Below are 24,911 nucleotides of genomic sequence, written 5' to 3' on the forward strand. Positions count from 1 at the left end.
GGAACAATTTTAGCGATCAGCAGTGCCTATTTGCGAATGTTCAACACGCCCTAAAATATATAAAGCCATTTACACCTTAGCCGAAGAGCTGCTAGAGGCTGACCGTCGCGGCGACCAAGCAAAATTTGATGCGCTTTATGCAGAATTAAACGCCATTTGTACCGACAATGAAAACACCGATAAAGACCATCCCGAGCAGTGGGAGACCCTTGCTGATTTCACAGAGGATTTGGACGAAGCTTTAGTTATCTATGACAAGGCGTTGGTCAAAGCCACGGCGATCAATTCAAAAGATCATATGTCATCAATCGCTTTTTCTATGGCGGTGCTACAGCTTGAGACGGGTCAGACTGAAGCGGCTATCCAACATCTACAAAATGCCAAAGTTGCAGCCAACAAAATCGAAGACAAAGAATTTAAGGTTGAGATAGATGAGCTGCTTGCGAAACTGGTGACTGAATGATCGACCTTGTCCAATAGGATAATGGATGAATGACTTACTCAACAAAAATACTCACAAAAACACGTGGCTAGTGCCTGTTGCTTGCCTATTAGCAGGGGGTGCGCTTACTGGTATCTCGACCAACTTGGCAAAATATGCTGTCAATATCGGTCTAACACCACTCGCGTTTTTGTTTTGGTCGATCACTGGCGCGGCCATTATTTTACTAATCGTTGCTCTTATCAAACAAGAGATACCGCCTATTAGTGCCCGTAGTATCGAGTATTATTTTGTCGCCGCCTTTGTTAGCGTGGCGGCTGCCAATTTACTGCTCTTTTCGGCCATTCCTCATGTTGGGGCAGGGTTTGTTGCCCTAATTATATCTTTACCCCCACTGCTAACGTATCTTGGCGCACTGATGCTACGTATGGAGCGTTTTTATCTCATTCGTGCGCTTGGCGTAGTGGCGGCGCTTCTTGGCGCAGGGGTATTGGCTATCCACAAGCTTTCTGCGCCAGAGTCTAGTGTCTTTTGGATTTTAGTCGCGCTGTGCGGGCCAGTGCTACTCGCCATTGGCAATATCTATCGGACATTACGCTGGCCTGATAATGCCTCCTCTAGTGCGCTTGCGCCTGGGATGTTGGTGGCGGCGGCATTGCTGCTAGGTTTGTTTAGCGCGTTCTCTGATTTTTCTGTCGCGATGCCTTTAGATGCTTGGCTGCCGCTAGGGTTGATAGTCGTACAAGCGTGGGTGTTTGCTGGTCAGTTTTTCTTATTATTTCTTTTGCAAAAAACAGGTGGGCCTGTATTGCTCAGTTTACTAGGGGCGGTTGGGGCTGTCGTTGGTGTACCGATTGCGATATTTTTGCAGGGAGAGCGTCCACCTGAGGGGTTGTTTTTGGGAGCATCTTTGATAGCTGTTGGTGTGATACTGGTGACATGGGGCGGCGTAAAAATGGCGATAATAATAACAAAAGAAGAATGAGAGACAGCTTAGCAAGTGGGGGCTTAGTAAGTGGGGAAAGGAGTCAGTACGTCAGTCAGTATTGTATGATATTTCAAGTATTTGATATCTCATCTGAATGACTCTTAGGATCTATATTGATTCAATAATTGGTTACGATTCTCTCAAATCAGTTTTTGTGAATAGGGCAAAAAAGGAGTATAAGTATCGTGGTTATTGTTGTCATGGGTTCAAGCTATGAATGCAGCCGCACGTTATCGATTATTGAATAATGTTACGATTCTGATTAGTGTCATCGGGGTAGCTATTGCCTTATTGGATAGTGGCTTTACGTTGCCCATTTGGCTCCAACAAGTGTTTCATATTTTTTACTTGGTCGTTATTTTGCTCAGCTTTGTGGTGACGGTTGGCCGTTATCTCTACACAAACAAACCGCGAACGCTCAATAAAGTTGCTATTTTTGATGCTTTTACCAGTATCGCGATTGTCATTTTACTTACCGCGCATTTCACTGATTTGGTGCGTTCTGGATTGGACGCCGCCGTTGATGGTTTTGTCGCGATAAAGATCGCCGTGTTTGTCACCTTTATCCGTGAACTCTCTGATCATAATTTCAATCTCAATCGCACCTTTTTGCATCCTGCACAGTTTTTTATTTTAAGTTTCTTAGCCGTTGTGCTGGTTGGTGCTTTGCTCCTAATGATGCCCAATGCGACAACGCAGCCGCTGTCCTTTATTGATGCGCTCTTTACCGCGACTAGTGCGGTTTGTGTGACAGGGCTTATTGTCGTGGATACGGCAACCTATTTTACGACGTTTGGCCAAGTCATTATCATGGGGCTGATACAAATCGGCGGCCTAGGTATTTTGACGTTCGTGACGTACTTTAGTTACTTCTTTAAGGGCGGCGTCAGTTACGAGACGCAAGCGAGTATTAGCGAGATGTCTTATATGCGCGGCATGGGTAATGTGGTGTCGACACTTAAGTCGATCTTATATGTGACATTCGCCGTTGAGGCGGTGGCGGCGGCACTCATTTATATCAGCATTTATGATATGCCTGATATGGACTGGTCTGAGCAATTGTTTTTTTCGGTCTTTCATGCGATATCCGCTTTTTGTAATGCTGGGTTTTCTACCTTTAGTGCTGGCATGTATGACGATTCGCTGCGCTTTAATTATCCGCTACAGCTCATTGTGGCGATGACCTTTATCTTTGGCGGTATGGGTTTTACCATCGTGGTCAATGTACTGCGCTATCTGCGTCATCGCATTGAGCAGCTGATCTATCGCAATGATCGGCACTACATTTATCAGCCTTGGTTGCTGAATATCAACAGCCGTATTACCTTGATTACGACTGGGGCGTTATTGTTGACTGGTCTGGTTGGGGTGATGGTATTTGAATACAACAATGTACTCGCTGACCATACCAGCTTTTTCGGTAAGCTTATCACAGGGTTTTTTACGGCTGCCACGCCGCGAACCGCAGGATTCAATGTCATTGATATGGGTGAACTGACTTTTCCAACGGTTATGCTAACGATATTTTTGATGTGGATTGGGGCGTCGCCCAACTCAACGGGTGGTGGTATCAAGACCAGTACCTTTGCGATTGCGCTATTGAATACATTGAGCTTAGCCCGTGGACAAACCAAGATAGAAGTATTCAAGCGTCAGATTGCTGAGATTTCTGTGCGCCGCGCGTTCTCTATTATGTGGTTGTCATTATTGGTCATCGGTACGGGTGTGACGCTGATTAGTTATGATCAGCCAGAGCTTGATTTGATCAAAGTGGTATTTGAATGTTTCTCAGCTTATAGCACGGTTGGGCTAAGTTTAAACCTGACAGCAGACTTATCGAATTTTAGTAAAGTGGTGGTGTCGGTCATCATGTTTGTTGGACGGGTCAGTATGCTGACGATATTTATTGCGCTACTCAAAAACATGCGCCAACGCAATTATCGCTATCCGACTGAGGAAATCACGATTAACTAACTTATGATAAATAGACGGTTTTATATGCAAAAACAGGGAAACTTAGAGTAAAAGATACTAAAAAAGGTCATAAAAGTTATGAAATACATCATCGTAGGGTTGGGGAATTTTGGGGCGTCACTGGGAGCAGCATTGACCCGCCAAGGTCACGAAGTGATTGCCATTGACAGCAGCATGCAACGAGTAGAAGCCTATAAGGAAGTCATTTCTCATACGCTCTGTATGGATGCCACGGATGAGTATACCGTGAGCGGATTACCGATTGTCGATACCGACACCGTCATTGTTGCTATTGGGGAGGATCAAGGCGCCAACGTGATGGCAACGGCGTTATTCAAGACACTAAAAGCAAAACGTTTGATCAGTCGTAGTATCAACCCGCTGCATAAAAAAGTTTTGCAGGCCATTGGTGTCGATGACATTATTTACCCTGAAAAAGAAGCAGCCAATCGCTGGGCCAAACGACTGTCACTAAGCCATTTTGTTGATTCGTTTGAGTTAAGCGATAACTTTAGTATGGTAGAAATCAAGATTCCAAATGTGTTGATCGGTAAGACGGTTGAGGAGTTGCGGTTGGAGCAAAAATTCAATATCCGATTGCTTAGTACCTTGCGCTATGAGTATTATGAAGACAGCTTTGGTCGTACCCAGACCAAACCTAGCGTGCAAGGTCTGGCCACGCCTGATCAAATATTGCAAGACCGTGATGTATTGGTCATTTATGGCGCAAACAAACACATCAACCAGTTCTTACGTAGCGTGGGTGTGAAAATCAAATAACGGCTTTCAATCGCAGCGACATGAAAAGGGACAGGGGAAGTTTATGAATAAGCGCAGTATATCCGTTCTATTGTTCGCTGTTATCGTGTTGCTGTCAGGCTGTGATCCGTCTGCGCAAGATCCGAACGTTCTTATGTCCGAGCACCAACAAGATCCGATTGAAGCGTTAGAGGTGACCTCCGATGTAGATCGCAGTCAGTTCAGCTATAAAGAAACCTTTTATGTACCGATTTACTCTGATATCTATATCGATAGAGACAATCGCAAAGTACTACTGTCAGCAACGCTGAGTGTGCGCAATACCACGCTGAAAAAATCACTGTATATTAATAAAATTGATTATTATGATACGGATGGGGCATTGGTAAAGTCGTATCTAAGCAAACCCATCGAGCTATCAGCGATGGCCACGCTCAACTACATCGTCGAAAAAGAAGAAGATAAAGGCGGGTCGGGTGCTAACTTCATTATCGAGGTCGAAGGTGTCGATGAAACTGTCAGACCAGTGATTGAGGCGGTCATGATTGGGAATTTTAGTAATAAAGGATTTGCCTTTAGTACAGAAGGTACGCCAGTAATACATTAAAGGAATGTATTCAGTGAAGTAATAAATAACAAGGAAAGTTTAATTTAATTCAATTCAAGGAAGCGTTATGTCTGCAACCAAAGAAGAAATCAGCGCCTTTATGGCGTTAGAGTTTCCACAAACCAAATGTATCGTCGAAGCAGTCAGTGAAAATGGTGCGACTTTATCACACGAGATTGGCATCGATGAGCTACGTCCTGGCGGCACAGTGTCAGGACCTGTCATGATGACCGTCGCTGACGTCGCCATCTATGTGGCGATACTTGGGAAAATCGGTATCGTGCCATTGACAGTGACGACGAGTCTGACTATCAATTTTTTGCGTAAACCATCAGCAGATGCACGTATTATCGCTGAATGCACCTTACTCAAAGTAGGGCGAGCCTTGATAGTGGGCGAGGTATCTCTGTATTCAGAAGGCTCAGACGATGTCGTGGCTCATGTAGTCGGCACCTATTCTGTACCGCCCAAGCGTATTTAAAACGCTATGTAAGCGCTTGGGTACGTTATAAAATAGCGAGTGTTTTCTATTCGTTCGGGTCTGATCCCGGTGGAAAGTCATGGCGTAGCTGCGCGACATTATCCGTTGTAACCGTATCCGTGAAATTGTTCAAATCACTATGCACGTATTGGGTGACAGCGGCTATTTGCTCATCATTCATCATGCTATGAAACGATGGCATCCCGCGCAGGCCATTGATTGTTACGCTAATAATATAGTACTTCGATTCCATTTTGCTATTGTTAGCTAGCGGTGGGTGGATAGTAACCAGCGCCGTATGCACCGTCACCTTTTTGCATATGGCAACCTGCACAGGAGTCGTTATAGAGCTTTTTGCCATTGATCGTAAAGAACCCCGTTTTGTTATCATCCTTGCTTCAATGCTAGATCTATCATACAAAGGCTTATTATCCAAAGTTTTGTCATTCTAAGACGCGCTACCCAAGCTTTTTGGCCTTTTGATGCAAGCGTTTGGCGGCATCCATGCCAGATAGGATTGCACCTTCTTGCCATGCAGGAATGTGCGAACAGTGCTCACCTGCCAGTACGATGCGGTGATCAATCTTGCAAAGGGTCTCGTAATACTGCTCACGACTCGACTCGCTCCAGATACCGTAGCAACCCAGTGTCCAAGGGATTCGGTGCCATGCAACCGAGGTGCCTGAGCGAAACTCTTTGGTATATTGTGGATGAATCTGCTTGCCATAGGCGAGCGCCGCGTTGATACTTTCTTTGGGTGTCAATGAGTTAAACTTGTACGAAGGCTCGCCAAATCCATACGCACCAAGCAACACACCTGAGCCTGTGCTAAACATATCTTGTGACGGATAGGAGATTTGGGTGAGGGGTAGATCGGTATAAGTGATGCCGCCGTAGATCCATTCGTCCTCTTCCCAAAACCGCCGTTTGAACTCCAAACCCACTTTATACGAGCTATCATAAGGGAGGGCTGCGATTGAATAATTTTATTGACGGTTTGTCTGGTTGTGCCAAGCATAAAGCCAATCTCTTCTTGTGATAAGCGCAAATCTATCTTTATATCGCCATCCATTTGCTTGCCATAAGTACCAATCAGCCCTACAAGCATACTCGCCAGTCTTGCCGATGTACTCAACGAGGTAGCGTCATCAATCCAGTCAAATGCCTTAAAGTGTACAACATAATGTGAGCGAACAAGAGTGGCAGATGCGAGTCAATCTTGCTGCTTGTTATCGCATGATTGCCTACTATGGCTGGGATGACTTGGTATTCACTCATATCTCAGCCCGCGTCCCTGGTACTGAAAATGAGTTTTTGATCAGTCCTTATGGCATGCTATTTGAGGAGATCACGGCCTCTAGTCTAGTCAAAGTCAATAAATTAGGCGAAAAGGTCTCGCCATCAGCGTTCGATGTCAATCCAGCCGGGTTTATCATTCATAGCGCGGTGCATGAAGCGCGTGACGATGCGCACTGCGTGATTCATCTGCATACCATCGATGGAGTTGCCATCTCAGCGCAAGAACAAGGCCTATTGCCCATCTCTCAACAATCATTATTTCCGCTATCCAACTTGGCATACCACGACTACGAAGGTATCGCATTAAACCCTAAAGAAAAGGTGCGTCTGGTCGCCGACTTAGGCGATGCTAACTTTATGATTTTACGTAATCATGGCCTGCTCACTTGTGCCAGCACGGTCGCCGCTGCTTTTTTTGTTTCCTGTTTTTACCTCCCTATAAGCATTCTATCTGTCAGGGTCTTATTTTGACTCCTGATTCCCTTTGTGTGTTATCACCGGTTTTTAAATTAATCCGCCTCTATCAACTTGTGTTTTTTTGTCATCATATGTTCATAAATGAGCCGTATTCTTATGCCCATTATAAATAGTTGTTGTGTGTCACAGAGATTGATATCCATTAAGCGGTTCATTGATAGCAGTTGATGCGTAGATAAAAGGTGTGTGTATGAGCGTTGCTAGCAGGCTTGGTAGTATCTCTACCCGTATGCTGATTATTTTAGCGTTGGCTTTTTCACTTATTATCCTCATGGTGTACTTGGTCATTGAAACCCAAGGCAAGCCGCGCATTATGGAGATGACTTCAGAGACTGTGGTTGAAACAGGCAACGAAGTCATCAACAGCATCATGGTTAGTATCAACCATGTCGATGGGCTTGCAAAAGCAAGCAGTACGATGGCGGGCGGTCTACCTAAAGAGGATGCACTTTACCAAGAAACCTTTGGCAACCTCATGCAACAAATGGATCAAAGAGTCGTGGGTGGTGGGGTATGGTTCGACCCAAATATGTATGCCCAAGGTCAAGAGCGTCAGTCGTTTGTATGGGCGCGCGATGAGTCAGGCAGCATGCAGTCAGTGACGCGCTATGACCAAGTGAGCCAAACGCCTAATGCTTATTATCGAGACTGGTGGTATATTCCAGCGTTGTACGCCAATCATGATCATTGTGTCTGGAGTCGGGCATACATCGATCCCACGAGCAATCAGCCGATGATGACTTGTGCTAAAGCGTTGTACAACAGTACTAATCAAGCGTTTGATGGCGTGGTGAGTTTTAACTTATTATTGGACAATCTTGATGCCGCCATGAAGAGGTGGCAAGAGAAAATAGGCGGCTATGTCTTTTTGGTTGACTTGGACAATCGATTTTTGACCCTTCCTGAGCAGTCGCTCGTCACTCAAACCACCGCCAACAATCCACAAGGCGAGATGATGAACGCCAGTCAGTTGGCGGCTATCAATCCGAGTTTTGCGCCTATCGCGGACAGTTTGGGTCGCATTAACGATACGCTCATTGATGATGCTACTGCCAAAGATGAAAGCCGTTTTACCTTGGCAGCGCGTAGTATTTTGAGTACGACCAATCTGGGCAAAATAAGTGAGCAAGAGTCTGAGTTGCTCTCAGCGTTGCTGTTGTTAAATATCGATCAAACTTTCAATTTAGTCGACAGCCATCTGGTCGATACCATCGACGTCCCCAATGATTTTGTCTTACAGCAGCCAGCCACAGCCTTCGTCTTTCGCATGCCATTCACTTATTGGAAAATGGTGATTGTAAAACCCAATAGTGATCTGCTCAGTGTCGCCAATGCGTTATCCAATCAGCTGATACAAGCGATGCTACTGGGCTTTATCCCTATTTTATTATTAACGGCATGGGTGTTTCGTCAGTATTTTACTCGTCCATTACAACGTATGTCGCTTTTGGTGGCTGAGATGGGCGCTTTGATTGAACAAAAACAATATCAAAAACTGCTCGCACATAAGCTGCCCAGCTCAAGCGTGAGCGAAATTCAAATCATCAGTGAGCAGACCAACCAACTGATTGATCGTGTCGTCGAAAACGAAGGCGCGCTTGCTGAAATCAACGTCCATCTAGAAAAACAAGTTGCTGCCCGCACCCAAGATCTACAGCAAGCGATGGATGAGTTAAAAGCCTCGCAAGTACAATTAGTGCGCTCCGAAAAAATGGCAACCCTAGGACAAATGGTGGCTGGGGTGGCGCACGAGGTCAATACGCCACTGGGCTATGTACGTAGTAATATCGAATTGGTCGGTGATAACCTGATGCGTTTCGATGAGCTGATCAACCATACTGACCAGCTATTGCAGGCGCTAAAAGACGCCAATGCTGACCAAGCGCAAGTGGCACAATTGACGGCTCAAACCCTAGAGTGCTGTGAAGAAATTAAAGAAGATGAAGTCAGTGAGGATTTGGCTGATTTGATTAAAGACAGTTTGTACGGGGTGGATCAGATTGCTGAGCTGGTTGTGAGCTTGCGCGATTTTTCTAGAATTGATGAATCAAAAGTAAAAGACGTCGATATCAATGACTGTATCAATACCTCGCTGGTCGTGGCGCGCAACAACCTTAAAACCTTAGATATTACGACCAACCTAGCGACACTGCCGCTGATTCAATGCAATCCCTCGCAAATCAACCAAGTGCTATTAAATTTATTCAACAATGCCGCTCAAGCCATAGCGCCTGATCAAAAAGGCGAATTGCACATCATCTCAGCGGTCGATGAAGCACAGCAACAAGTCGTGGTTCAAGTGACTGACAATGGCGTGGGTATCAGCGAGCACACATTAGACCGTATATTTGAGCCGTTTTTCACGACCAAAAAAGCAGGCGATGGGACGGGTTTGGGGCTGGCGATCAGCACACAGATTATGGAGCAGCATGGTGGCAGTATTGCAGCGACCTCCATTGTCGGCGAGGGCACAACTTTTACTATTGTGCTGCCAATACAGTCGAAAACTTATGAGAATAAACCCTCCAAAGCCTTGTTTGAAGGTTGAAATACTTCTCACCATTTACCCAAAGAGAGCCTCATGCAAAAACCAAAAATTGCCTTTATCGATGATGAGCCGCGCATTTTACGCAGTCTAAAAATGCATTTTCGCCAGTCACACGACGTGTTTGTCACCACGGATGCCACTGAGCTTATGAAATATGTCAGCGAGCACGATGTACAAGTGGTCATCAGTGACCAACGTATGCCTGATAAGCAAGGGACGGAAGTCTTGCGTGATATCAAAGAGGCGTCACCCAATACCATTCGTATCTTGCTAACAGGCTATGCGGATCTCAATGCGGTGATTGACTCGGTCAATGACGGAGAGATTTACCGTTATATCACCAAGCCTTGGCAAAATGATGAGCTCAAAAAAATCGTAAATAAAGCCACAGAGATTGCTCAGCAAACGCAAGATATTACCCAAAATATGAAGCAAGGTGATGAATCTCAGAGTTTTATGAATGCTAGTAGCAAAAGGAATATACTGGTATTAGATGATGATGAGAGTATTTATCAAGAAATAAAAAATCAGTTTAAAAGTACTTATACAGTGAGCTGGGCAAGCAACCTCGAGCAGGCTGCGAAGTTACTACAAAAAAAGAAGTTTGGTGTCACCATCACGGATGCGACGCTCAACGAAGAAAATATTACTCCTATTGTCTACGCTCTAAAAAATATCCAGCCCGATCTGATGGTGCTGATGTTGACTGAATTTAAAGACGCCCACATGGTGATTGATCTCATCAATAAAGGGCAGGTGTATCGCTGTCTGCCACGTCCTACCAACTTCTCTATCATGAGTATCAGTCTGAACCGCGCGTTTGAGCATCACGAAAGACTGGTACAGCAGCCGATATTAGCAACTCGTCATCATGTTGAAGAAGTACCAGAAGCTGAGACTTTTAATTTTTCTGAAAGATTGAAGGGTTTCTTTGCCAAGTTTAGAGGCTGACGCATGATGATGTAAGGTATTCTGATTAAGATGCTATATCAGGTCAGCATATGATTGAGCATTATCTTTAATAAAGAATAAATACCCGTATTTATAAGAATTTGCGTGACATAATTACGGTATCGAGTGATGGGCTTATTAAAACAATACGTGTATGTTTCTTATGATCATTATTAAACCACTAATCACCATTAGTATCAGCAGCATTATTCTAAACTGACTAATACTGATGCCAGCCAAAAAGTGCTTGCCAATGACGTTGCCAATAACGGCACCCAGTCCTAATACCAGACCATACACACAGATTTTGACAGTGAGTATGCCAAAAAAGGCGTAGCTGACGACTTGTACAATACCGACAAAAAAAGAATTCGCCGTTTTGGTCGCAATAAGATTCTCTTTTTCTAGACCTGCGTTCATATAAAAAGGGTTAAGAATGGGACCTAGGCCACCCACCAACGTGCTCATAAAGGTAATGAAAAAGCCCACAGGTACAAAACCTACTTTTGGCATGTCAAACGTTTTACTTACTTTACCGAACTTGTATTGGAAAATAGTAGAGATAAAAATGCACCTACCAATAACTGAATCCAGCCTGCATCCAAACGACTAAAGACCAATGCCGCCAGCCACGCTCCTACGATAGCGCTTGGCACATAGTATTTGGTCAATGACCAGTCAATATCATGCCAAAATAAATAGAGCCGTGAGGCATTACTCATAAAGGTAGCCACGTTGATCACAGGCGGCGCAACCGCAGTCCCTATCATCGAAGAAGTGACTGGTATCAGCAGCATCGCACCGCCACCACCAGATATCGTAGAGATAATAAAAGCGATCATACCAGCACTGAATAGTCCTACTAATTGCCACGTTGGAATGGTTTGCAACAAATCTAAAACAAGGGGCACTATAAAATCCTATTTCATGAGTGACATCAAGTAGTGATGTTTTGCTAGTTTTGAACAGCTGATAAAAAAGTGAGGAGTGTTAAGGGCTTGTCCCTAATGACTATTGAAAGTAGGGTAAAAGTATCTCTAAAAAAACGGTGGCTATACATAGAGTATAACCACCGCCGGAGAGACATTTAGAGACGAACTGGCAAAAACTTATGCAGCAGTCTTCTTAAAGCGTTTACGATACATTTTACGAATGATTGGCATGAAGATCATGACCACGACCAGACCCCATAATGATACGGTGATTGGGCTGCTCCATAAAATAGACATCTCACCTTGAGAGATAGAGAGCGCACGACGTAGGTTAGACTCCATAAGCTCTCCTAGTACATAACCTAGGATAAGGGCTGATAGAGGGAAGTGCAGTTTACGTAAGAAATAACCAAAGATACCAAGTCCTACCATGAATACCATATCAAACGTTGTACTGTTGATAGAGTAGACACCAACGAAACTGATAGCAGCAATTGATGGGATCAAGATATAGTTTGGTACGTTCAGTAGCTTAGAGAAGAAACCAACCAACGGGATGTTCATGACAAGCAAGATAACGTTACAGATGAACAATGAGGCAATAAGACCCCAAACGATATCTGGCTGCTCAGTAAATAGCTGTGGACCTGGCGTGATGTTATACAAAGTCAACGCGCCCATCATAACCGCTGTCGTACCAGAACCTGGGACACCTAGCGTTAACATCGGTACAAATGAGCCACACGCTGACGCATTATTAGCCGCTTCTGGTGACGCTAGGCCACGAAGGTCACCTTCGCCAAATTTGCCACTATCGCCAGCAATTTTACGTTCGCTAGCATAGGTCATCGCACTGGCAATGGTCGCGCCTGCACCCGGTAGGATACCAACGAAGAAACCCATTGCACCACTACGCAACATAGCACCGATGGTGAAGAGAAACTCTTTTAGGTTGAATAAGCTACGCTTACCTTGCGCGACTATTTTACCACCCGTACTGGTTCTTTCGAGCAAAATCAAGATTTCACTGACACTGAAGAAACCAATCACGATCGTTGTAAATTGGATACCATCAGATAGGTTGACGGAGTCAAAAGTATAGCGATAAATACCCGTCACTGCATCGACGCCGACGGTGGCAAGACCCAAGCCGATTAATGCGGATACCGCTGTTTTGATAGGCTGATCACCGACCAAACCACTCAAGCAGCAAATCGCGAATACCATCAATACGAAGTATTCAGCAGGGCCAAAAGATACCGCCCATTTAGCCAATAAAGGTGCAAATAGCACCACACCGATGGTCGCAATCGTCGAGCCAATAAAGGAGGCGACCGCAGAGATGGATAAGGCGATACCGGCTTTGCCTTGTGTCGCAAGCGGATTACCATCCAAGGAGGTCATCACCGCTGCCGCTGAACCTGGTACGTTGAGCAAAATGGCAGAAATACGACCACCGTATTCACACCCCAAGTATACAGCTGCTAAAAGGATAAGCGCACTTTCTGGTGGCAGACCAAGGGCAAAAGCAAATGGTAGTAGAATTGCCACACCGTTAATTGGGCCAAGGCCTGGCAACATACCCACAATCGTACCAATAAAAGCACCGATGAGTGCAATCAGTAAGTTTTTGGGCAACATTGCTACGCCGAAACCGTGCATTAAAAAATCAAAAGTTTCCATAATAGCTATCCCATTATTCCTGATAATATTCCAAGTGGCAGAATCACATCCAAAGCCATGTCAAATAGGACATACAGGGCGATACTGATCACAACTGAAAAGATAAGGCATTTAATAGGATTGCCGGCAAACAAGAGACCAACCGCAAAACACATCAGGGTGGTAGCAACAACAAAACCTAAAGGCTCAAAAATCAAACTATAAATTAATAATGCGCTGACACATAAAACAAGGTTTCTAATAACGATTTTGTTGTAGCCTAAATTAATAGGTTTGGTGAATCGCGGTGGACGAAAGGCGATCACCAAGGTCAAAAACGCCATCAATGAAAAAATTAAAATAGGATAGGGCCGAGGACCGATAGGATCATAGGCAATGGGAGCGACGTAACCAATAGCTAAGTAGACCAAAAATAAGCTAAACAGTGCCATCAATCCAGAGAACGCACGTTCCATTGTCATAGAAGTACTCCTTAAATTCTAAAATAAAAAGGTTGATAGATGTCTCATCTGTCAACCTTCGATAAATACCATGAAGTTTTAGTATTCAATCATTAAGGGGATATGGTCTGGATGAGACTATTTAGCGGTAGCACCCGTAAGACCGTACTCAGAAGACAACTCACGTAACTCTCCAGTACGCTTATAGACATACTGCTCAAGCTCTTCGCCAGTCATAGAGAAAGGTAGTAGCTCTTGCTGTTCACGCAATTCGGCAAATTTTGGATCAGCAAGCACCTTGTCAAATGACGCTTTCCACCAGTCGTAAGCGGCAGGGCTAACGTCTGGACCCATGTAGTAACCACGAACGACAGGCCAAGTCACATCATAGCCTTGCTCTACTGCAGTAGGGATATCAGCCATAGAGCCGCCCAATCTCTCATCTGCAAATACGGCTAAGACACGTAGTTTGCCAGCAGTAGCTTGTGGCATAATCTCAGCAATACCAGCACTCACAACAGTGACATGGTTACCCATGACTGCGGTGATGGCCTCACCGCCGCCTTCCATCGCAACATAAGTCATGTCGTTAGGATTAACACCAACGGCTTTTGCCAAAATGGCCGTTTGCATCCAGTCCTGACCACCAACACTACCACCGGCAGCAAAACTGATTGCTTTTGGATTCGTCTTAAGCTCAGCGACTAACCCTGCTAGATCCTTGATTGGTGAATCTGCATTAACCGCAATGGCACCATAATCGGTACCAACGGCGGCGAGCCATTTCACGTCTTTTTCGGTGAACTTACCAAATTTACCTTGTGATAAGTTCAGGATTGAGCCCGTTGAGAACGCGATGATGGCGTCTTCGTTAGCACGGTCATTGGCAACAATTTTGTTATACGCCACTGCACCGACACCGCCTGGCATATAAGTGACTCGCATCGGATCTTCTAAGATGCCAGTATCTTTTAGGCCTGACTGAGCAAGTTTACAGGTCAAGTCAAAGCCGCCGCCTGGTTTTGCTGGAGCGATACATTCTGGTCGTGAAGGACCTGCAAACTCATCTGCACCTGCGCTCGCAGTTTCGTTAGCATTGTTACACGCTGTCAAGGTAAGGACAGATAGACCAAGCGCTAGATAGGATAGTTTTTTCACACGACACTCCTTGTATGTATTTTTTCAGTAAAAATCAATAAAATTTTGATTGAAAGGATAGGGTGACTATACAAAAAGTTGAAAGCAGACCAATAATGTTACCAACCTTTACAACAGTAGTCTTTTTGTTCACTTTGCAAAAGTAACAGAATAATTTAGAAATAACAAGAAACATATGTATGTATGTATGAATTTTCTGAAATCAGTAGCGAGCTGGACTTTGTAAGAACCCAAGCTTGCTATGTCGGCATTAGATAAATACAGGACCAGCCCTAATCTAAAATGAGGTTTTATAATGACAGTAAAAACAAATGCTTATGAATAACGCATGGTGAGAGTGATTAATAGCAACCGCTATGAAACAAGACGCCGCTCTTAAAACGAAACAGGGGATGCTTTTATCTGAGGGCAATTTCTTATTATGAGACAGGCAGTAGGGAGGCGGAATCAGTGTTTGCTCAGTTGGTTGATAGGCAAAAATGTCGACGGCCACTGCCAATAGGTGCGATGTGTTTTGTCTATCAATACGGCTTGTAAAGATTGTCTTATAAGTATAAAACTGAACAAAGTATCATTATTTACATTACATATGTTTTTTTATTGTGCTCAAAATATCATCTGAATAAACAAAATAGCGATCAAGCCAACGACAATATCCAAAGGCACTGCTTTAAACAGTAGCGTATGCAATAGCTTATTTTTGTCGATATGCACTTGAGCGGCACCCAGTATCAGGCTACCTCCTGAAGAGAAGGGAGAGATGGACGAGCTTTGAGCGCCGATCACGATACAGATAAACAAGAAAAAAGGACTCAAACCAGAAGCCACTGCCAACGCAGGCACCATCGGAAATAGCGTAGGCGCAACAACACCAAGCGTACTAGCAAATATCGACATAATTGCACTAATAATAAACACCAAAAATGGTATCATCCAAATAGGAACGTTGGTACTGAGCCACTCTGTCAGCTCATAAATGACACCCACCTCCACACCTAGGCTGATTAACATACCCACACCGCAGATCATAATGAGCGTATTCCATGGTATCAACGCAATCACGGTTTTTTCATCACCCAGCTTCAAAAACAAGCTCATTAAAGCAAAGAAAATGGCGATAAAACCAATATCAATTCGAGCGTTCAAAAACTCAATGGCGTCTACATTCGGTACAAGTAGGTTTGAGATGGGCACAACCAATACAATCGCCATCATCATAAAAATCAGCATGATGGATTTTTTTTGTTTGGTGTCAAAAGGCGCTGGAACAACGGTTTGAATGGCGATCTTGCTGGTCTTGGCATTGATAAAGCTATAGCTTCCTAACAAGACAATCGGCATTAAAAAGGTCGCGGCAAATATGCCTAAGCCATACGTAAAGGTATTGTCATTGGCAACGCCAGCACCGCTCATAAGCTCTCTGAAAATCACACCGCTCTGTGAAGTGATAAAATTGGCACCTGCCAGCGCCCCGTAATTCACGGATAACGTTGCAATGATGATATTTAAGTTGGTTCTTTTAGATAACAACAAAATCATCGGTGCCATCGTGGCAAGAACCGTGTAATAGCCAGCCCCTAACGCTGCTACTGTAGTGGCAGCAAAAAAAATCGCCAATGGCAAAAACGCTGGAAAATGCCGACACTTGTATATCAAATGTTCACACAGTTTTTCTAACGCGCCATTGGCTAAAGAGAAGTTATAGAAGAGCGTCACAGCAAAAATCACAAAGAAAATCTTTAGAGGCCACAATTTAATAACCTCATAAGCGCTGAGCTTCATACCAAAACAGCCAATCAGATACGCGAACACGATCGCAAACAAGCCGATATTGATTTTAGTGGTGTAACCCAACACAATAGAAATTACTATGGCCGCTATAAGATATAGGGTCATATTCGCTCCTCGGTCTTGACGGTATGACATCTAAAAATCTAAATACATATATATGTTTTAGGTTGAAGAACATTGTGATAATGTTGACGAATAGCTTTGTAGGCTAGAAAATCTTATTAGCTTTTATAGCCGATATAATTCAATAGAATAATAGCAAAAAAGGAGCCGTTAATTAGGTGAGATTGACCAAAAAATCTAGATAGACTTTAATGTCGAAATGATGTGTATAGAGTTTGGTAAGGGCTTAAGATAGAGTGTTAGAGATATTTTATTTCTTATAAACATGATTGGGCGTATTAATAAAATCTTCCTATTGTGGTGAAAAAAATTATGGATAATTTTAAAAAATTTAACATGCCACGGTATGAGCAAGTGCGGTGGCATATTCAAACGCTATTGACGGAAAATAAGTGGGATGAAAAAACCCCGTTACCGACAGAACAGGAGTTTGCAGACAAGTACCAAGTATCGGTGGGCACTGTGCGCAAAGCGGTCGAAAAGTTAGTGGATGACGGCGTTTTGATAAAGCAGCAAGGCCGAGGTACATTTTTAAAGCGGCCCAACTTTGAGAGCTCGTTGTTAAGGTTTTTTAAATACCGCGATAAAGATGCCTCTTATGTCATACCGACGGGCGTGATAAAAAATATCACGGTGATAGACGCGGTTAAGACGGTCAATGAAGCATTAAAGATCGATAAAAACGCCGCACTGATCTATATAGAACGTGTACGCATCGTTGAAGATAGAGTTATTTTGAGCGAAAAAATCTGGTTACCCAAAAGCCGTTACGAAGACTTTGTTGGTCTTGATCCTGAAGATTTTGAGAATCTTCTTTATCCTTTTTATTACAAAAAGTGCGGTCAATTTGTCTCATCTGCCGTAGAAATGCTGTTTTTTATCTCCAATCATATAGACCCTTATCTGGACAATACCAAGCAAGAAAACTTAGTGAAAGTATGCCGCGTTGCTAAAAACCTAGAAGGGGACCCTATCGAATATAGAGAATCTTATGGATTGGCAGAAAAATTTAGTTATGAGGTCAATATTATTTAACCATTGGCCATTTCACCATTAGCGAGGGCAGTGGTTAAGTTATGCTCAATAAGCTATAAAAAAGGAGCCGATGATTTGGCTCCTTTTTTATATCGGTTTTATTTTTATTTCGAATCTAGAATCTATGAATGACCGATTAAAGAAATGGCCTATTCATCATTGAGCAGCTTACTTGCTGTTAAACGTAATCGTCTGTCCGCCATTACTAGCTGGCGGTGCGATAGTGACTTTGCTCGCAAGTATGTCGCCTTTGGCATTGATTTTGTAGCATTCTTTTGAGCTGCCTTCAGAGGTGCCACCAGCAAGCATGTTGTCTGAGGTTTCGATACAGAACCATGCGGTCTGATTGCTGTCTCGCGTCAGGGACCAGTTTTGGTTATAGGTTCCTATTTTTTTGCGCATGCTGCTATCGCTATAGACATTTTCAGTAATCAATTTGTTTGAGTCGCCCACCGTCGCCATTTTTGGGATAGTGGTTGTTTGGTTTGAGACCGAATATTTGCCTGTGCTGTCTGTAAAACCGTGAAATACCAAAGGGTTCAAGGTGAAGTAATTGATAGCGACTGACTGGTTAGTGATTTGATTGTTCACTTTATTGATCGTGTTGATCTCAGTACCTTGTACCTTTTTATTATTGAAGAGCATATTGCCTTTAGGCGTGACTTGAATATCTGCTGAGGCCGTCTGATTGCCGATAGTGGCAACCAAATTTTCACTGCGTTGTTTGGTATAGATATTGAGCATGGCAGTCTTAACAGGGTACTCGGTCACTACGTTGTTTGCGTTGGTGTTACCCACCGTTCCACCGCTCGCACAAGCGCTTAAGCCCAGTCCTGCGGCAATACATAATCCTAATGTTTTCATGATTTAATCCCTCAGTCTATTTGGATGAATGCTATTAGTAGCTACTGTAAGTAGCAGTTGTTATAAGGAATATCTACTATAATCGAATTTTTTAGCAATGACATCTGCTAACCATCCTAGACCTTCTATTATTACATCACTATAACAACCAGTAATTTTCTAGTGCGTTAAGAATTGCGGGCGACGCTATAGGCGTAACCAGAATCTTCCATCAATTTGCCAAAAATAGCCCCCAAGATAAATAGGGGAAAGTATTTGACAGCAAAGCCGCCAAGACCTTGCATAAAGACTTCGGTATAGATCCCCATCGTTTGGCCGCTCTGTCCACTTAACACCACTGCCAAGATAGCGAGTAGAGGTGCCAAAACTAAGACGCTCACGCCTCGATAGGCAAAATACATTAAGAGGGACAAAGACAACAAAATAGCAAAAATGCTCATGATTTTGATTTCCTTCTATGGAAAAAATATGCGGTGAAATATACTTTGTGAAGCGGATCGTCTCTTATAAATAGGATTTAGGTGGTTTACTGTCCAATAAAATTTTATGGACTGTTTTTATTATTTTTTAGTTAAGTGGTAGGATAATGCCCTTAAGTATCAGTGCTTTCTGCCGGATCAGTACTTGAGAAATATCTAGTAATGAAAAAAATACAGTAAACGGTTGTTCATAATAGCTATCCTTAGCATGAAATCAATATCACCAATCCAACGATGAAAAAAAGTGATGAGAAAAGTATAGTGATAGGGTAATCACGTAGAGATAACGGCTTATTTAAATCAAATAAAATGATACATTATGTATCGTATTAAAATATAACAGAGGAGTAAACAAAAGTCAACTAGTAGACCTTGGTAGTCACGGCGAAGGCTTAATGAGCTACTTTGGACAGAAAGCCGTCGTCTTTGAAATGAATGAGCTTAATAGACGTAACGCGTGTATTCAAGCATAAGACGTAATATACAAGTGTGGTGATATCAATGATAAGAGAGCTTAAAACCTTTGTGGCCGTTTGCGAGCTAGACAGTTTTGCTGCCGCCGCTCGGCACATCAACTTGACCCAGTCTGCGGTCAGCGCCCAAATCAAAACGCTTGAAGACAATCTAGGGTTATCTTTATTTACCCGCTCTGCTCGTGCCATTACGCTCAATCCGCAAGGCACGCGCGTATTACCGATCGCCAAAGAGATTTTGGCGCTCTATTCCACGATGCAGTTGTCCTCAGATACTGATATTGCCAGCTACTATGGTCAGCTTAGGATTGGCTCGATAAACTCCGTGCAAGTGGGTATCTTGCCAGAGGCACTAAAGGCGATTACGTTACTTGCCCCCTTAATGCAGACAGAAATTGTCCCCGGGCGTGCCGTAGAGTTATTTGAGAAACTAGAAGTTGGGGAGATAGATGCGGCGATTACCATACAGCCAGCATTTGCCTTGCCAAAAGATATTGTGACGCAGTCCATTATGACCGAACCCTACGTGCTCATCAGCCCTAAAAAATGGCCCTTTCATAGCCTCAGACAAACGCTTGAGCAGCATCCTTTTATCCATTACACCTTACAGTCCTCAGCAGGCGCAAAGATAAACAAGTTCTTTAAACAACAGGACATCAAGGTAAATACGATCATGGAGATTAATGATCTGGATGCGATCGTGCGCATGGTGGAGTCGGGTTTAGGCGTGGCGTTGATTCCTTATGCAGGACTATGGATTAGAAGTACGCCGCCCGTACAAATTCATTATTTAGGAGATAATAGTTTGGTGCGCGAGGTTGTATTGGCATATCGATATAGCGATCGTGAGCAGCCACAAATCAACGCTCTAAAGCAGGTGTTGGGGCTGTAAGTGAGTCAAGAGTCTTATCAACCCTAGCTTTTCTCACTGAGGCTAGGTGTTTGCTTGTACCACTTATAATTAGCAATCAATCTATTTTTTCAATCAATAAGCTTTCTCATAAAATCCTTCCTATCACATAAATATTTTCCAAAAACCCAACTTAAAAGCGCGCATTCTTTTTCATAGAGCAACCTTATCTTTCATATTTTTTATTAAGGAACAAAATTTTTGGGGCTGAGAGCGAAATATTTGCGTTTTTCTTGTGCTAAATTCTCGGTTACGATGGCGCTCATATTGAGTAGCGTCAAGACAAAACACTCAACAGAGTCATTTTTGTCGGCCTACTTCTTAAATCTCTCTTATGTCTAAGAAGTTATAAAAATATGAAAAATACAGATAACCTGACCGATAATAAAGCCCATACTCGTATTGAAAACGACTTACTCGGTGAGCAAGCCGTTCCAGCAACCGCACTATACGGAATCCAAACCCAACGCGCCGCGCAAAATTTTGACATTACCGGCGTGTCAATCAGCCATTTTCCTGATTTGATCAAAGCACTGGCAATGGTGAAAGCGGCTGCTGCCAAAGCCAATTATCAACACGGTCTACTCAGTGAAGAGAAGCTTAGCGCCATTACTAATGCGTGTAGCGATCTGATTAGTGGTGAGCATCATGAGCAGTTTATTGTTGATCTCATCCAAGGCGGGGCGGGCACGTCAACCAATATGAATGCCAATGAAGTGATTGCCAATATTGGACTAAGAAAAATGGGGTTTGAGTATGGTCAGTATAGTCATCTCCATCCCAACAATGACGTCAATCGTTCTCAGTCGACCAATGATGTCTATCCTAGTGTGGCGCGTTTAGCGATGGTATTTGCGGCAAAGCCACTGCAAGAGGCCATTATCAAGCTACAAAACAGCTTAGCTATCAAAGGTAAAGAATTTAGCAGCATTCTAAAAATGGGTCGTACTCAATTGCAAGACGCAGTACCGATGACGTTGGGGCAAGAGTTTAACGCTTTCGCCAGTGATCTAGGCAGTGAAACGGCGCGAATCGAAGATGCTTGTTTACAGTTATGTGAGTTGAACTTGGGCGGTACGGCGATTGGTACGGGCATCAATGCGCCCAAAGGTTATGCCCGCTTAGCGATTAGTGAGCTCGCGGATATCAGTGGTCTGCCAGTGACGCTCTCTGAAGATTTGATCGCCGCTAGTGCCGATATGGGCGCGTTTATTACGTTTTCGAGTGTGCTCAAACGCCTAGCTATTAAGCTGTCTAAATTGAGCAACGATTTACGTCTGCTATCGAGTGGACCACGCACAGGGTTGAGTGAGATCAATTTGCCAGCGATGCAACCTGGATCGTCTATTATGCCGGGCAAAGTCAACCCTGTGATTCCTGAGGCCATGACCCAAGCTGCCTTTCAGGTGATGGGGACGGACATGACGATTACTATGGCAGCAGAAGCAGGGCAACTGCAGCTCAATGCAATGGAGCCGCTGATTGTTTATAACCTACTAAGCAATGCGCGCCTGTTAGAGAAGTCGATTCGTATGCTCGATGAGCGCTGTATTCAAGGCATAACCGCCAATAAAGCTCGCTGTGCGCAGCATGTCGAAAACAGTATCGGTATCGTGACAGCACTGGTACCACATATTGGTTATGAAAATGCCAGCCGTATCGCAGGAGATGCACTGCTTAGTGGTTCGGGCGTGGCGGAGCTGGTCAAACAAGAAAAGCTGCTCAGCGATGAGGAGCTTGCAGCGATTTTATCACCTGACACGATGGTCAGTAGTATATAGATTTGTGCACATAAACTGGATTGAACAAGGAAAAAAAGAGCGATATCTATCAACGGATATCGCCCTAACTCTTTTAAAGTGTCTTATCTTCATCGTTTTGATCACTATGACAGCGATGTGATGAAATTAGACAATTATTATCGCTTAGACCCTCGACCTTTTGAGGGACGTCTGCCGTTTGTAGTAGGTTTACCATTGCCTGCAGCATTCTTGCCACGACTGGCAGGACGCCCATCTCTACCTTTAGAACCTGCTGGCTTTCTGGCATCATCCTTGGCGTACTTATTGCGCCCCTTTGCAGTACCTGCTGATTTTGCAGAGGATTTTGACTTTGATTGAGCATCAGTACGCGGTTTTTTTCGTGGTGCATGGCGCGATTTTTTGCCCGAATGATTGTCTTGCGACGAGGATTTTTCGACAGCTTTAAGCAGGACAGACAGCTCTGTTGGTGTGAGGTCTCGCCAGTCGCCGACAGGAAGCCCCTTAAGGCTTACATTCATAATCCGCGTACGCTCAAGCTTGACGACCTCATAGCCAAAATGCTCACACATACGGCGGATTTGACGGTTCAAACCTTGAATGAGTGTGATGTTAAAGACGTTGGGTGCTACCTTAGTAACGGGACATTTTTTTGTCATTTTGCCCAGCATTGGCACGCCACTCGCCATACCTTCAATAAAGCTATCCGTGATTGGCTTATTTACCGTCACGAGATACTCTTTTTCGTGGTTATTGCCAGCACGCAATACTTTATTGACCAGATCACCATTATTGGTCAAAAAAATCAATCCTTGAGAGTCTTTGTCCAAACGCCCAATCGGGAAAATACGTACCGAGTGTCTCACAAAATCGACAATGTTGTTTTTCTCAGAGCTTTCCGTGGCGCTGACAATACCGACTGGCTTATTTAAGGCAATAAAAATAAAATCATCAGGCTCGCGTGGCTCAATCAGCTGTCCGTTGACTTTTACTACGTCTCCAGCAGCCACTTGATCACCCACCGATGCACGCTTGCCATTGATGTATACATTACCTTGTTCAACAAAGCGGTCAGCATCGCGTCTGGAACAAATCCCACTTTCGCTGATGTATTTATTGAGACGAGTCGAGGAATTGTTATACATAAAGCACCGTTTTACTTAATGAAAAGCTTTTTTGCTAAGAAAAAAGCCTAAATTGAATGGTTCAGTCGTCTTGTCATTAAAGCGGCGACTTGCGTTTTTACAGTCTAACGCTTACGTTCTGTAAAGCACTTTGACCACATGCCAGCCAAATTTGGTTTTTACCAAATGAGGGGTGAAAAGCTCACCGTTGAAGCAGATTTTATCAAAAGGTCCTACCATTTGACCTTTTTCGAACTCACCTAAATGACCGCCTTTTTTGCCTGATGGACAGGTTGAGTATCGTTTGGCCAGCACATCAAATGCTGCGCCTTTTTTGAGCTTGGCCATAATATCTTCTGCCAACTCTTTTTGTTTGACTAAAATGTGCAATGCGCTAGCGGTACGAGCCATCGTATAAACCTTTCATAGAGTATCAATTATCGGGTCATTATATCATTACTTATCTTATTTTAGCTTAGTTACTAACCTTTGTGATTCAAAGGTTACCTAAGGCAAGATTTAAGCCAATTTCTTATATTCGAGGCCCGTGTTTTCTCTTTAATATATCTTTTTTATTTAAAACAAAAAGGTTAAAGCTGATGCCAATCTTCAATCGCCTTGTGTCCAATTTCTAGTCCCACATCATAGCTATAACGGATTTTGGCTTTATTTTTGGACAATCGACTCGCCATGTTTTTTAAGTCGGGTGGACAAATCTCTAAAATTCTCTGTGATGATGGCGTCTGTAAAAATTGTACCGAGTCATTATAGCGTTGGGTTCGCGTCAACAAGCTTTGGGCAAAACCATGTCGTTGCTTAGTATAATATTTAGCCAATAGCTGATCAGCTTTACTGCTTGCTTTAGCGTAGTTTTGCGGGCGAGTACGTATGACCATGAGCTTATCAATACTCTCTTGTCCAGCCGCCCACTGTACGGGCAAAGCATCTGCCACACCACCATCAAAATAAGGCTCACCAAATATCTCGACCGCTTGGCGGGTCAGCACTGGGATAGAGCTTGATGCCCTTAATCCATCCAAAATATTGTCTTTAGCCGCTTTGATGTAGGTTGCCTGTCCTGAAATAGCATGTGTTAACACCATGTAAAACTCAGCATGGTTGGCAAATAATTGTGCCTGATCCAGTGGATATTCTTGCTCCACCATATCCCACATCCACTTTAGATCCAGTAAGTCACCGCCCCTAAGGAAACGGCCATAATGAATAAATTCAGGTCGAAGGGAATGATCCAAGTAAATATGCAGGGTGCGGCCTTGTTGTGCGGCCAAATAGTTAGCAACGTTAGTTGAGCCTGAAGAGACGCCCACACACAGATCAAAAGGATTGAATTGTTGTTGTAAAAAGGCGTCTAAGACACCGCTGCTAAATGCGCCACGCATGCCGCCGCCTTCAACCACCAGTGCTTGTCGATGTTGTTTAAGCATTGAAAACCTCGAATGACGCTCGCAAAGTATACCTACAAGTACACAAAACGAGGGGATAAAAAATGTTTATAAATATAGTCGATACTAGGGTGTGTTGACATATAGAGAATAAATGATAATCATAGTGTTATGACTAGGGCGTGTTGAACATTCGACCATGGCACTGAC

The 24,911-nt window shown here is 43.7% G+C and carries 23 protein-coding genes and 3 pseudogenes; 12 read left to right on the plus strand and 14 right to left on the minus strand.

Features of this window, described 5'->3' with window-relative positions; all coding sequences use genetic code 11:
• The first annotated feature begins 22 nt into the window (after positions 1 to 22).
• The 6 genes from L0G63_RS08985 (at position 23) to L0G63_RS09010 (ending at position 5,251) form a co-directional block, all read left to right on the plus strand.
• Positions 23 to 463, plus strand: a complete 441-nt coding sequence (locus L0G63_RS08985) for a tetratricopeptide repeat protein (RefSeq protein ID WP_301450336.1) — start codon at positions 23 to 25, stop codon at positions 461 to 463.
• A 25-nt stretch (positions 464 to 488) separates the two neighbouring features.
• The gene (locus tag L0G63_RS08990) at positions 489 to 1,427 is read left to right on the plus strand and encodes a DMT family transporter (protein ID WP_301450337.1); all 939 of its coding nucleotides are present in this window, start codon (positions 489 to 491) and stop codon (positions 1,425 to 1,427) included.
• Between the two features lie 216 nt (positions 1,428 to 1,643).
• Positions 1,644 to 3,404 (plus strand): TrkH family potassium uptake protein, encoded by a 1,761-nt coding sequence (locus tag L0G63_RS08995; RefSeq protein ID WP_301450338.1) that lies wholly within the window; start codon positions 1,644 to 1,646, stop codon positions 3,402 to 3,404.
• Between the two features lie 78 nt (positions 3,405 to 3,482).
• Complete coding sequence (locus L0G63_RS09000; RefSeq protein WP_252962570.1) at positions 3,483 to 4,184, plus strand: TrkA family potassium uptake protein; 702 nt, start codon at positions 3,483 to 3,485, stop codon at positions 4,182 to 4,184.
• A 43-nt stretch (positions 4,185 to 4,227) separates the two neighbouring features.
• Complete coding sequence (locus L0G63_RS09005; RefSeq protein ID WP_301450339.1) at positions 4,228 to 4,770, plus strand: DUF3124 domain-containing protein; 543 nt, start codon at positions 4,228 to 4,230, stop codon at positions 4,768 to 4,770.
• Between the two features lie 67 nt (positions 4,771 to 4,837).
• The gene (locus L0G63_RS09010) at positions 4,838 to 5,251 is read left to right on the plus strand and encodes a PaaI family thioesterase (RefSeq protein WP_301450340.1); all 414 of its coding nucleotides are present in this window, start codon (positions 4,838 to 4,840) and stop codon (positions 5,249 to 5,251) included.
• A gap of 263 nt (positions 5,252 to 5,514) precedes the next feature.
• On the opposite strand, the gene L0G63_RS09015 is transcribed toward L0G63_RS09010, so the two are convergent.
• The 3 genes and pseudogenes from L0G63_RS09015 to L0G63_RS13700 all read right to left on the minus strand — a co-directional run.
• Entirely contained in the window at positions 5,515 to 5,616 is a 102-nt protein-coding gene (locus L0G63_RS09015; protein WP_301450355.1) for a c-type cytochrome, read from the minus strand.
• Positions 5,617 to 5,709: 93 nt separating this feature from the next.
• A pseudogene (locus L0G63_RS09020) lies at positions 5,710 to 6,231 on the minus strand (flavin monoamine oxidase family protein); the annotation flags it as partial.
• A 56-nt stretch (positions 6,232 to 6,287) separates the two neighbouring features.
• Positions 6,288 to 6,359: pseudogene (locus L0G63_RS13700) on the minus strand (hypothetical protein); the annotation flags it as partial.
• A gap of 77 nt (positions 6,360 to 6,436) precedes the next feature.
• Here L0G63_RS13700 and L0G63_RS09025 point away from each other — a divergent pair.
• From L0G63_RS09025 to L0G63_RS09035, 3 genes are all read left to right on the plus strand, one after another.
• Positions 6,437 to 7,021 carry a class II aldolase/adducin family protein gene (locus tag L0G63_RS09025; protein ID WP_301450341.1) on the plus strand — a complete coding sequence of 195 codons (585 nt, stop codon included), beginning with the start codon at positions 6,437 to 6,439 and terminating at the stop codon, positions 7,019 to 7,021.
• Between the two features lie 196 nt (positions 7,022 to 7,217).
• The gene (locus L0G63_RS09030) at positions 7,218 to 9,575 is read left to right on the plus strand and encodes a PAS domain-containing sensor histidine kinase (protein WP_301450342.1); all 2,358 of its coding nucleotides are present in this window, start codon (positions 7,218 to 7,220) and stop codon (positions 9,573 to 9,575) included.
• Between the two features lie 33 nt (positions 9,576 to 9,608).
• Positions 9,609 to 10,526: a response regulator gene (locus tag L0G63_RS09035; protein ID WP_301450343.1), complete on the plus strand. Its 918-nt coding sequence runs from the start codon at positions 9,609 to 9,611 to the stop codon at positions 10,524 to 10,526.
• Between the two features lie 138 nt (positions 10,527 to 10,664).
• On the opposite strand, the gene L0G63_RS09040 is transcribed toward L0G63_RS09035, so the two are convergent.
• The 6 genes from L0G63_RS09040 to L0G63_RS09065 form a co-directional block, all read right to left on the minus strand.
• Complete coding sequence (locus L0G63_RS09040) at positions 10,665 to 11,039, minus strand: sulfite exporter TauE/SafE family protein (protein ID WP_301450344.1); 375 nt, start codon at positions 11,037 to 11,039, stop codon at positions 10,665 to 10,667.
• Positions 11,040 to 11,053: 14 nt separating this feature from the next.
• Positions 11,054 to 11,437: a sulfite exporter TauE/SafE family protein gene (locus L0G63_RS09045; protein ID WP_301450345.1), complete on the minus strand. Its 384-nt coding sequence runs from the start codon at positions 11,435 to 11,437 to the stop codon at positions 11,054 to 11,056.
• 198 nt (positions 11,438 to 11,635) lie between these two features.
• Positions 11,636 to 13,141, minus strand: coding sequence for a tripartite tricarboxylate transporter permease (locus L0G63_RS09050; RefSeq protein WP_301450346.1), 1,506 nt, complete (start codon positions 13,139 to 13,141; stop codon positions 11,636 to 11,638).
• A 5-nt stretch (positions 13,142 to 13,146) separates the two neighbouring features.
• Positions 13,147 to 13,602, minus strand: a complete 456-nt coding sequence (locus L0G63_RS09055) for a tripartite tricarboxylate transporter TctB family protein (RefSeq protein ID WP_186474020.1) — start codon at positions 13,600 to 13,602, stop codon at positions 13,147 to 13,149.
• A gap of 117 nt (positions 13,603 to 13,719) precedes the next feature.
• Positions 13,720 to 14,739 (minus strand): tripartite tricarboxylate transporter substrate binding protein, encoded by a 1,020-nt coding sequence (locus tag L0G63_RS09060; protein ID WP_301450347.1) that lies wholly within the window; start codon positions 14,737 to 14,739, stop codon positions 13,720 to 13,722.
• Positions 14,740 to 15,345: 606 nt separating this feature from the next.
• Positions 15,346 to 16,635 (minus strand): SLC13 family permease, encoded by a 1,290-nt coding sequence (locus tag L0G63_RS09065; RefSeq protein WP_301450348.1) that lies wholly within the window; start codon positions 16,633 to 16,635, stop codon positions 15,346 to 15,348.
• 327 nt (positions 16,636 to 16,962) lie between these two features.
• Here L0G63_RS09065 and L0G63_RS09070 point away from each other — a divergent pair, with 327 nt between their 5' ends.
• On the plus strand, positions 16,963 to 17,688 hold the full coding sequence (locus L0G63_RS09070) for a GntR family transcriptional regulator (RefSeq protein WP_367618360.1): 726 nt from the start codon (positions 16,963 to 16,965) through the stop codon (positions 17,686 to 17,688).
• Positions 17,689 to 17,856: 168 nt separating this feature from the next.
• On the opposite strand, the gene L0G63_RS09075 is transcribed toward L0G63_RS09070, so the two are convergent.
• On the minus strand, positions 17,857 to 18,552 hold the full coding sequence (locus L0G63_RS09075; RefSeq protein ID WP_301450350.1) for a hypothetical protein: 696 nt from the start codon (positions 18,550 to 18,552) through the stop codon (positions 17,857 to 17,859).
• Between the two features lie 179 nt (positions 18,553 to 18,731).
• A pseudogene (locus tag L0G63_RS09080) lies at positions 18,732 to 18,995 on the minus strand (GntP family permease); the annotation flags it as partial.
• Between the two features lie 537 nt (positions 18,996 to 19,532).
• On the opposite strand from L0G63_RS09080, the gene L0G63_RS09085 reads away from it, so the two are divergent.
• Entirely contained in the window at positions 19,533 to 20,396 is an 864-nt protein-coding gene (locus L0G63_RS09085) for a LysR substrate-binding domain-containing protein (protein ID WP_301450351.1), read from the plus strand.
• A gap of 374 nt (positions 20,397 to 20,770) precedes the next feature.
• Positions 20,771 to 22,195, plus strand: coding sequence for an aspartate ammonia-lyase (locus L0G63_RS09090; protein WP_301450352.1), 1,425 nt, complete (start codon positions 20,771 to 20,773; stop codon positions 22,193 to 22,195).
• Positions 22,196 to 22,332: 137 nt separating this feature from the next.
• Here the strand turns inward: L0G63_RS09090 and rluF are convergent, their stop codons facing one another.
• From rluF to L0G63_RS09105, 3 genes are all read right to left on the minus strand, one after another.
• Positions 22,333 to 23,319, minus strand: coding sequence for a 23S rRNA pseudouridine(2604) synthase RluF (gene rluF, locus L0G63_RS09095; RefSeq protein WP_301450353.1), 987 nt, complete (start codon positions 23,317 to 23,319; stop codon positions 22,333 to 22,335).
• Between the two features lie 111 nt (positions 23,320 to 23,430).
• Complete coding sequence (locus L0G63_RS09100) at positions 23,431 to 23,709, minus strand: peptidylprolyl isomerase (protein ID WP_071002033.1); 279 nt, start codon at positions 23,707 to 23,709, stop codon at positions 23,431 to 23,433.
• A gap of 179 nt (positions 23,710 to 23,888) precedes the next feature.
• Complete coding sequence (locus L0G63_RS09105) at positions 23,889 to 24,743, minus strand: patatin family protein (RefSeq protein ID WP_301450354.1); 855 nt, start codon at positions 24,741 to 24,743, stop codon at positions 23,889 to 23,891.
• Positions 24,744 to 24,911: the final 168 nt, after the last annotated feature.

The organism is Psychrobacter sp. (assembly GCF_030454045.1).
Lineage (GTDB): Bacteria > Pseudomonadota > Gammaproteobacteria > Pseudomonadales > Moraxellaceae > Psychrobacter.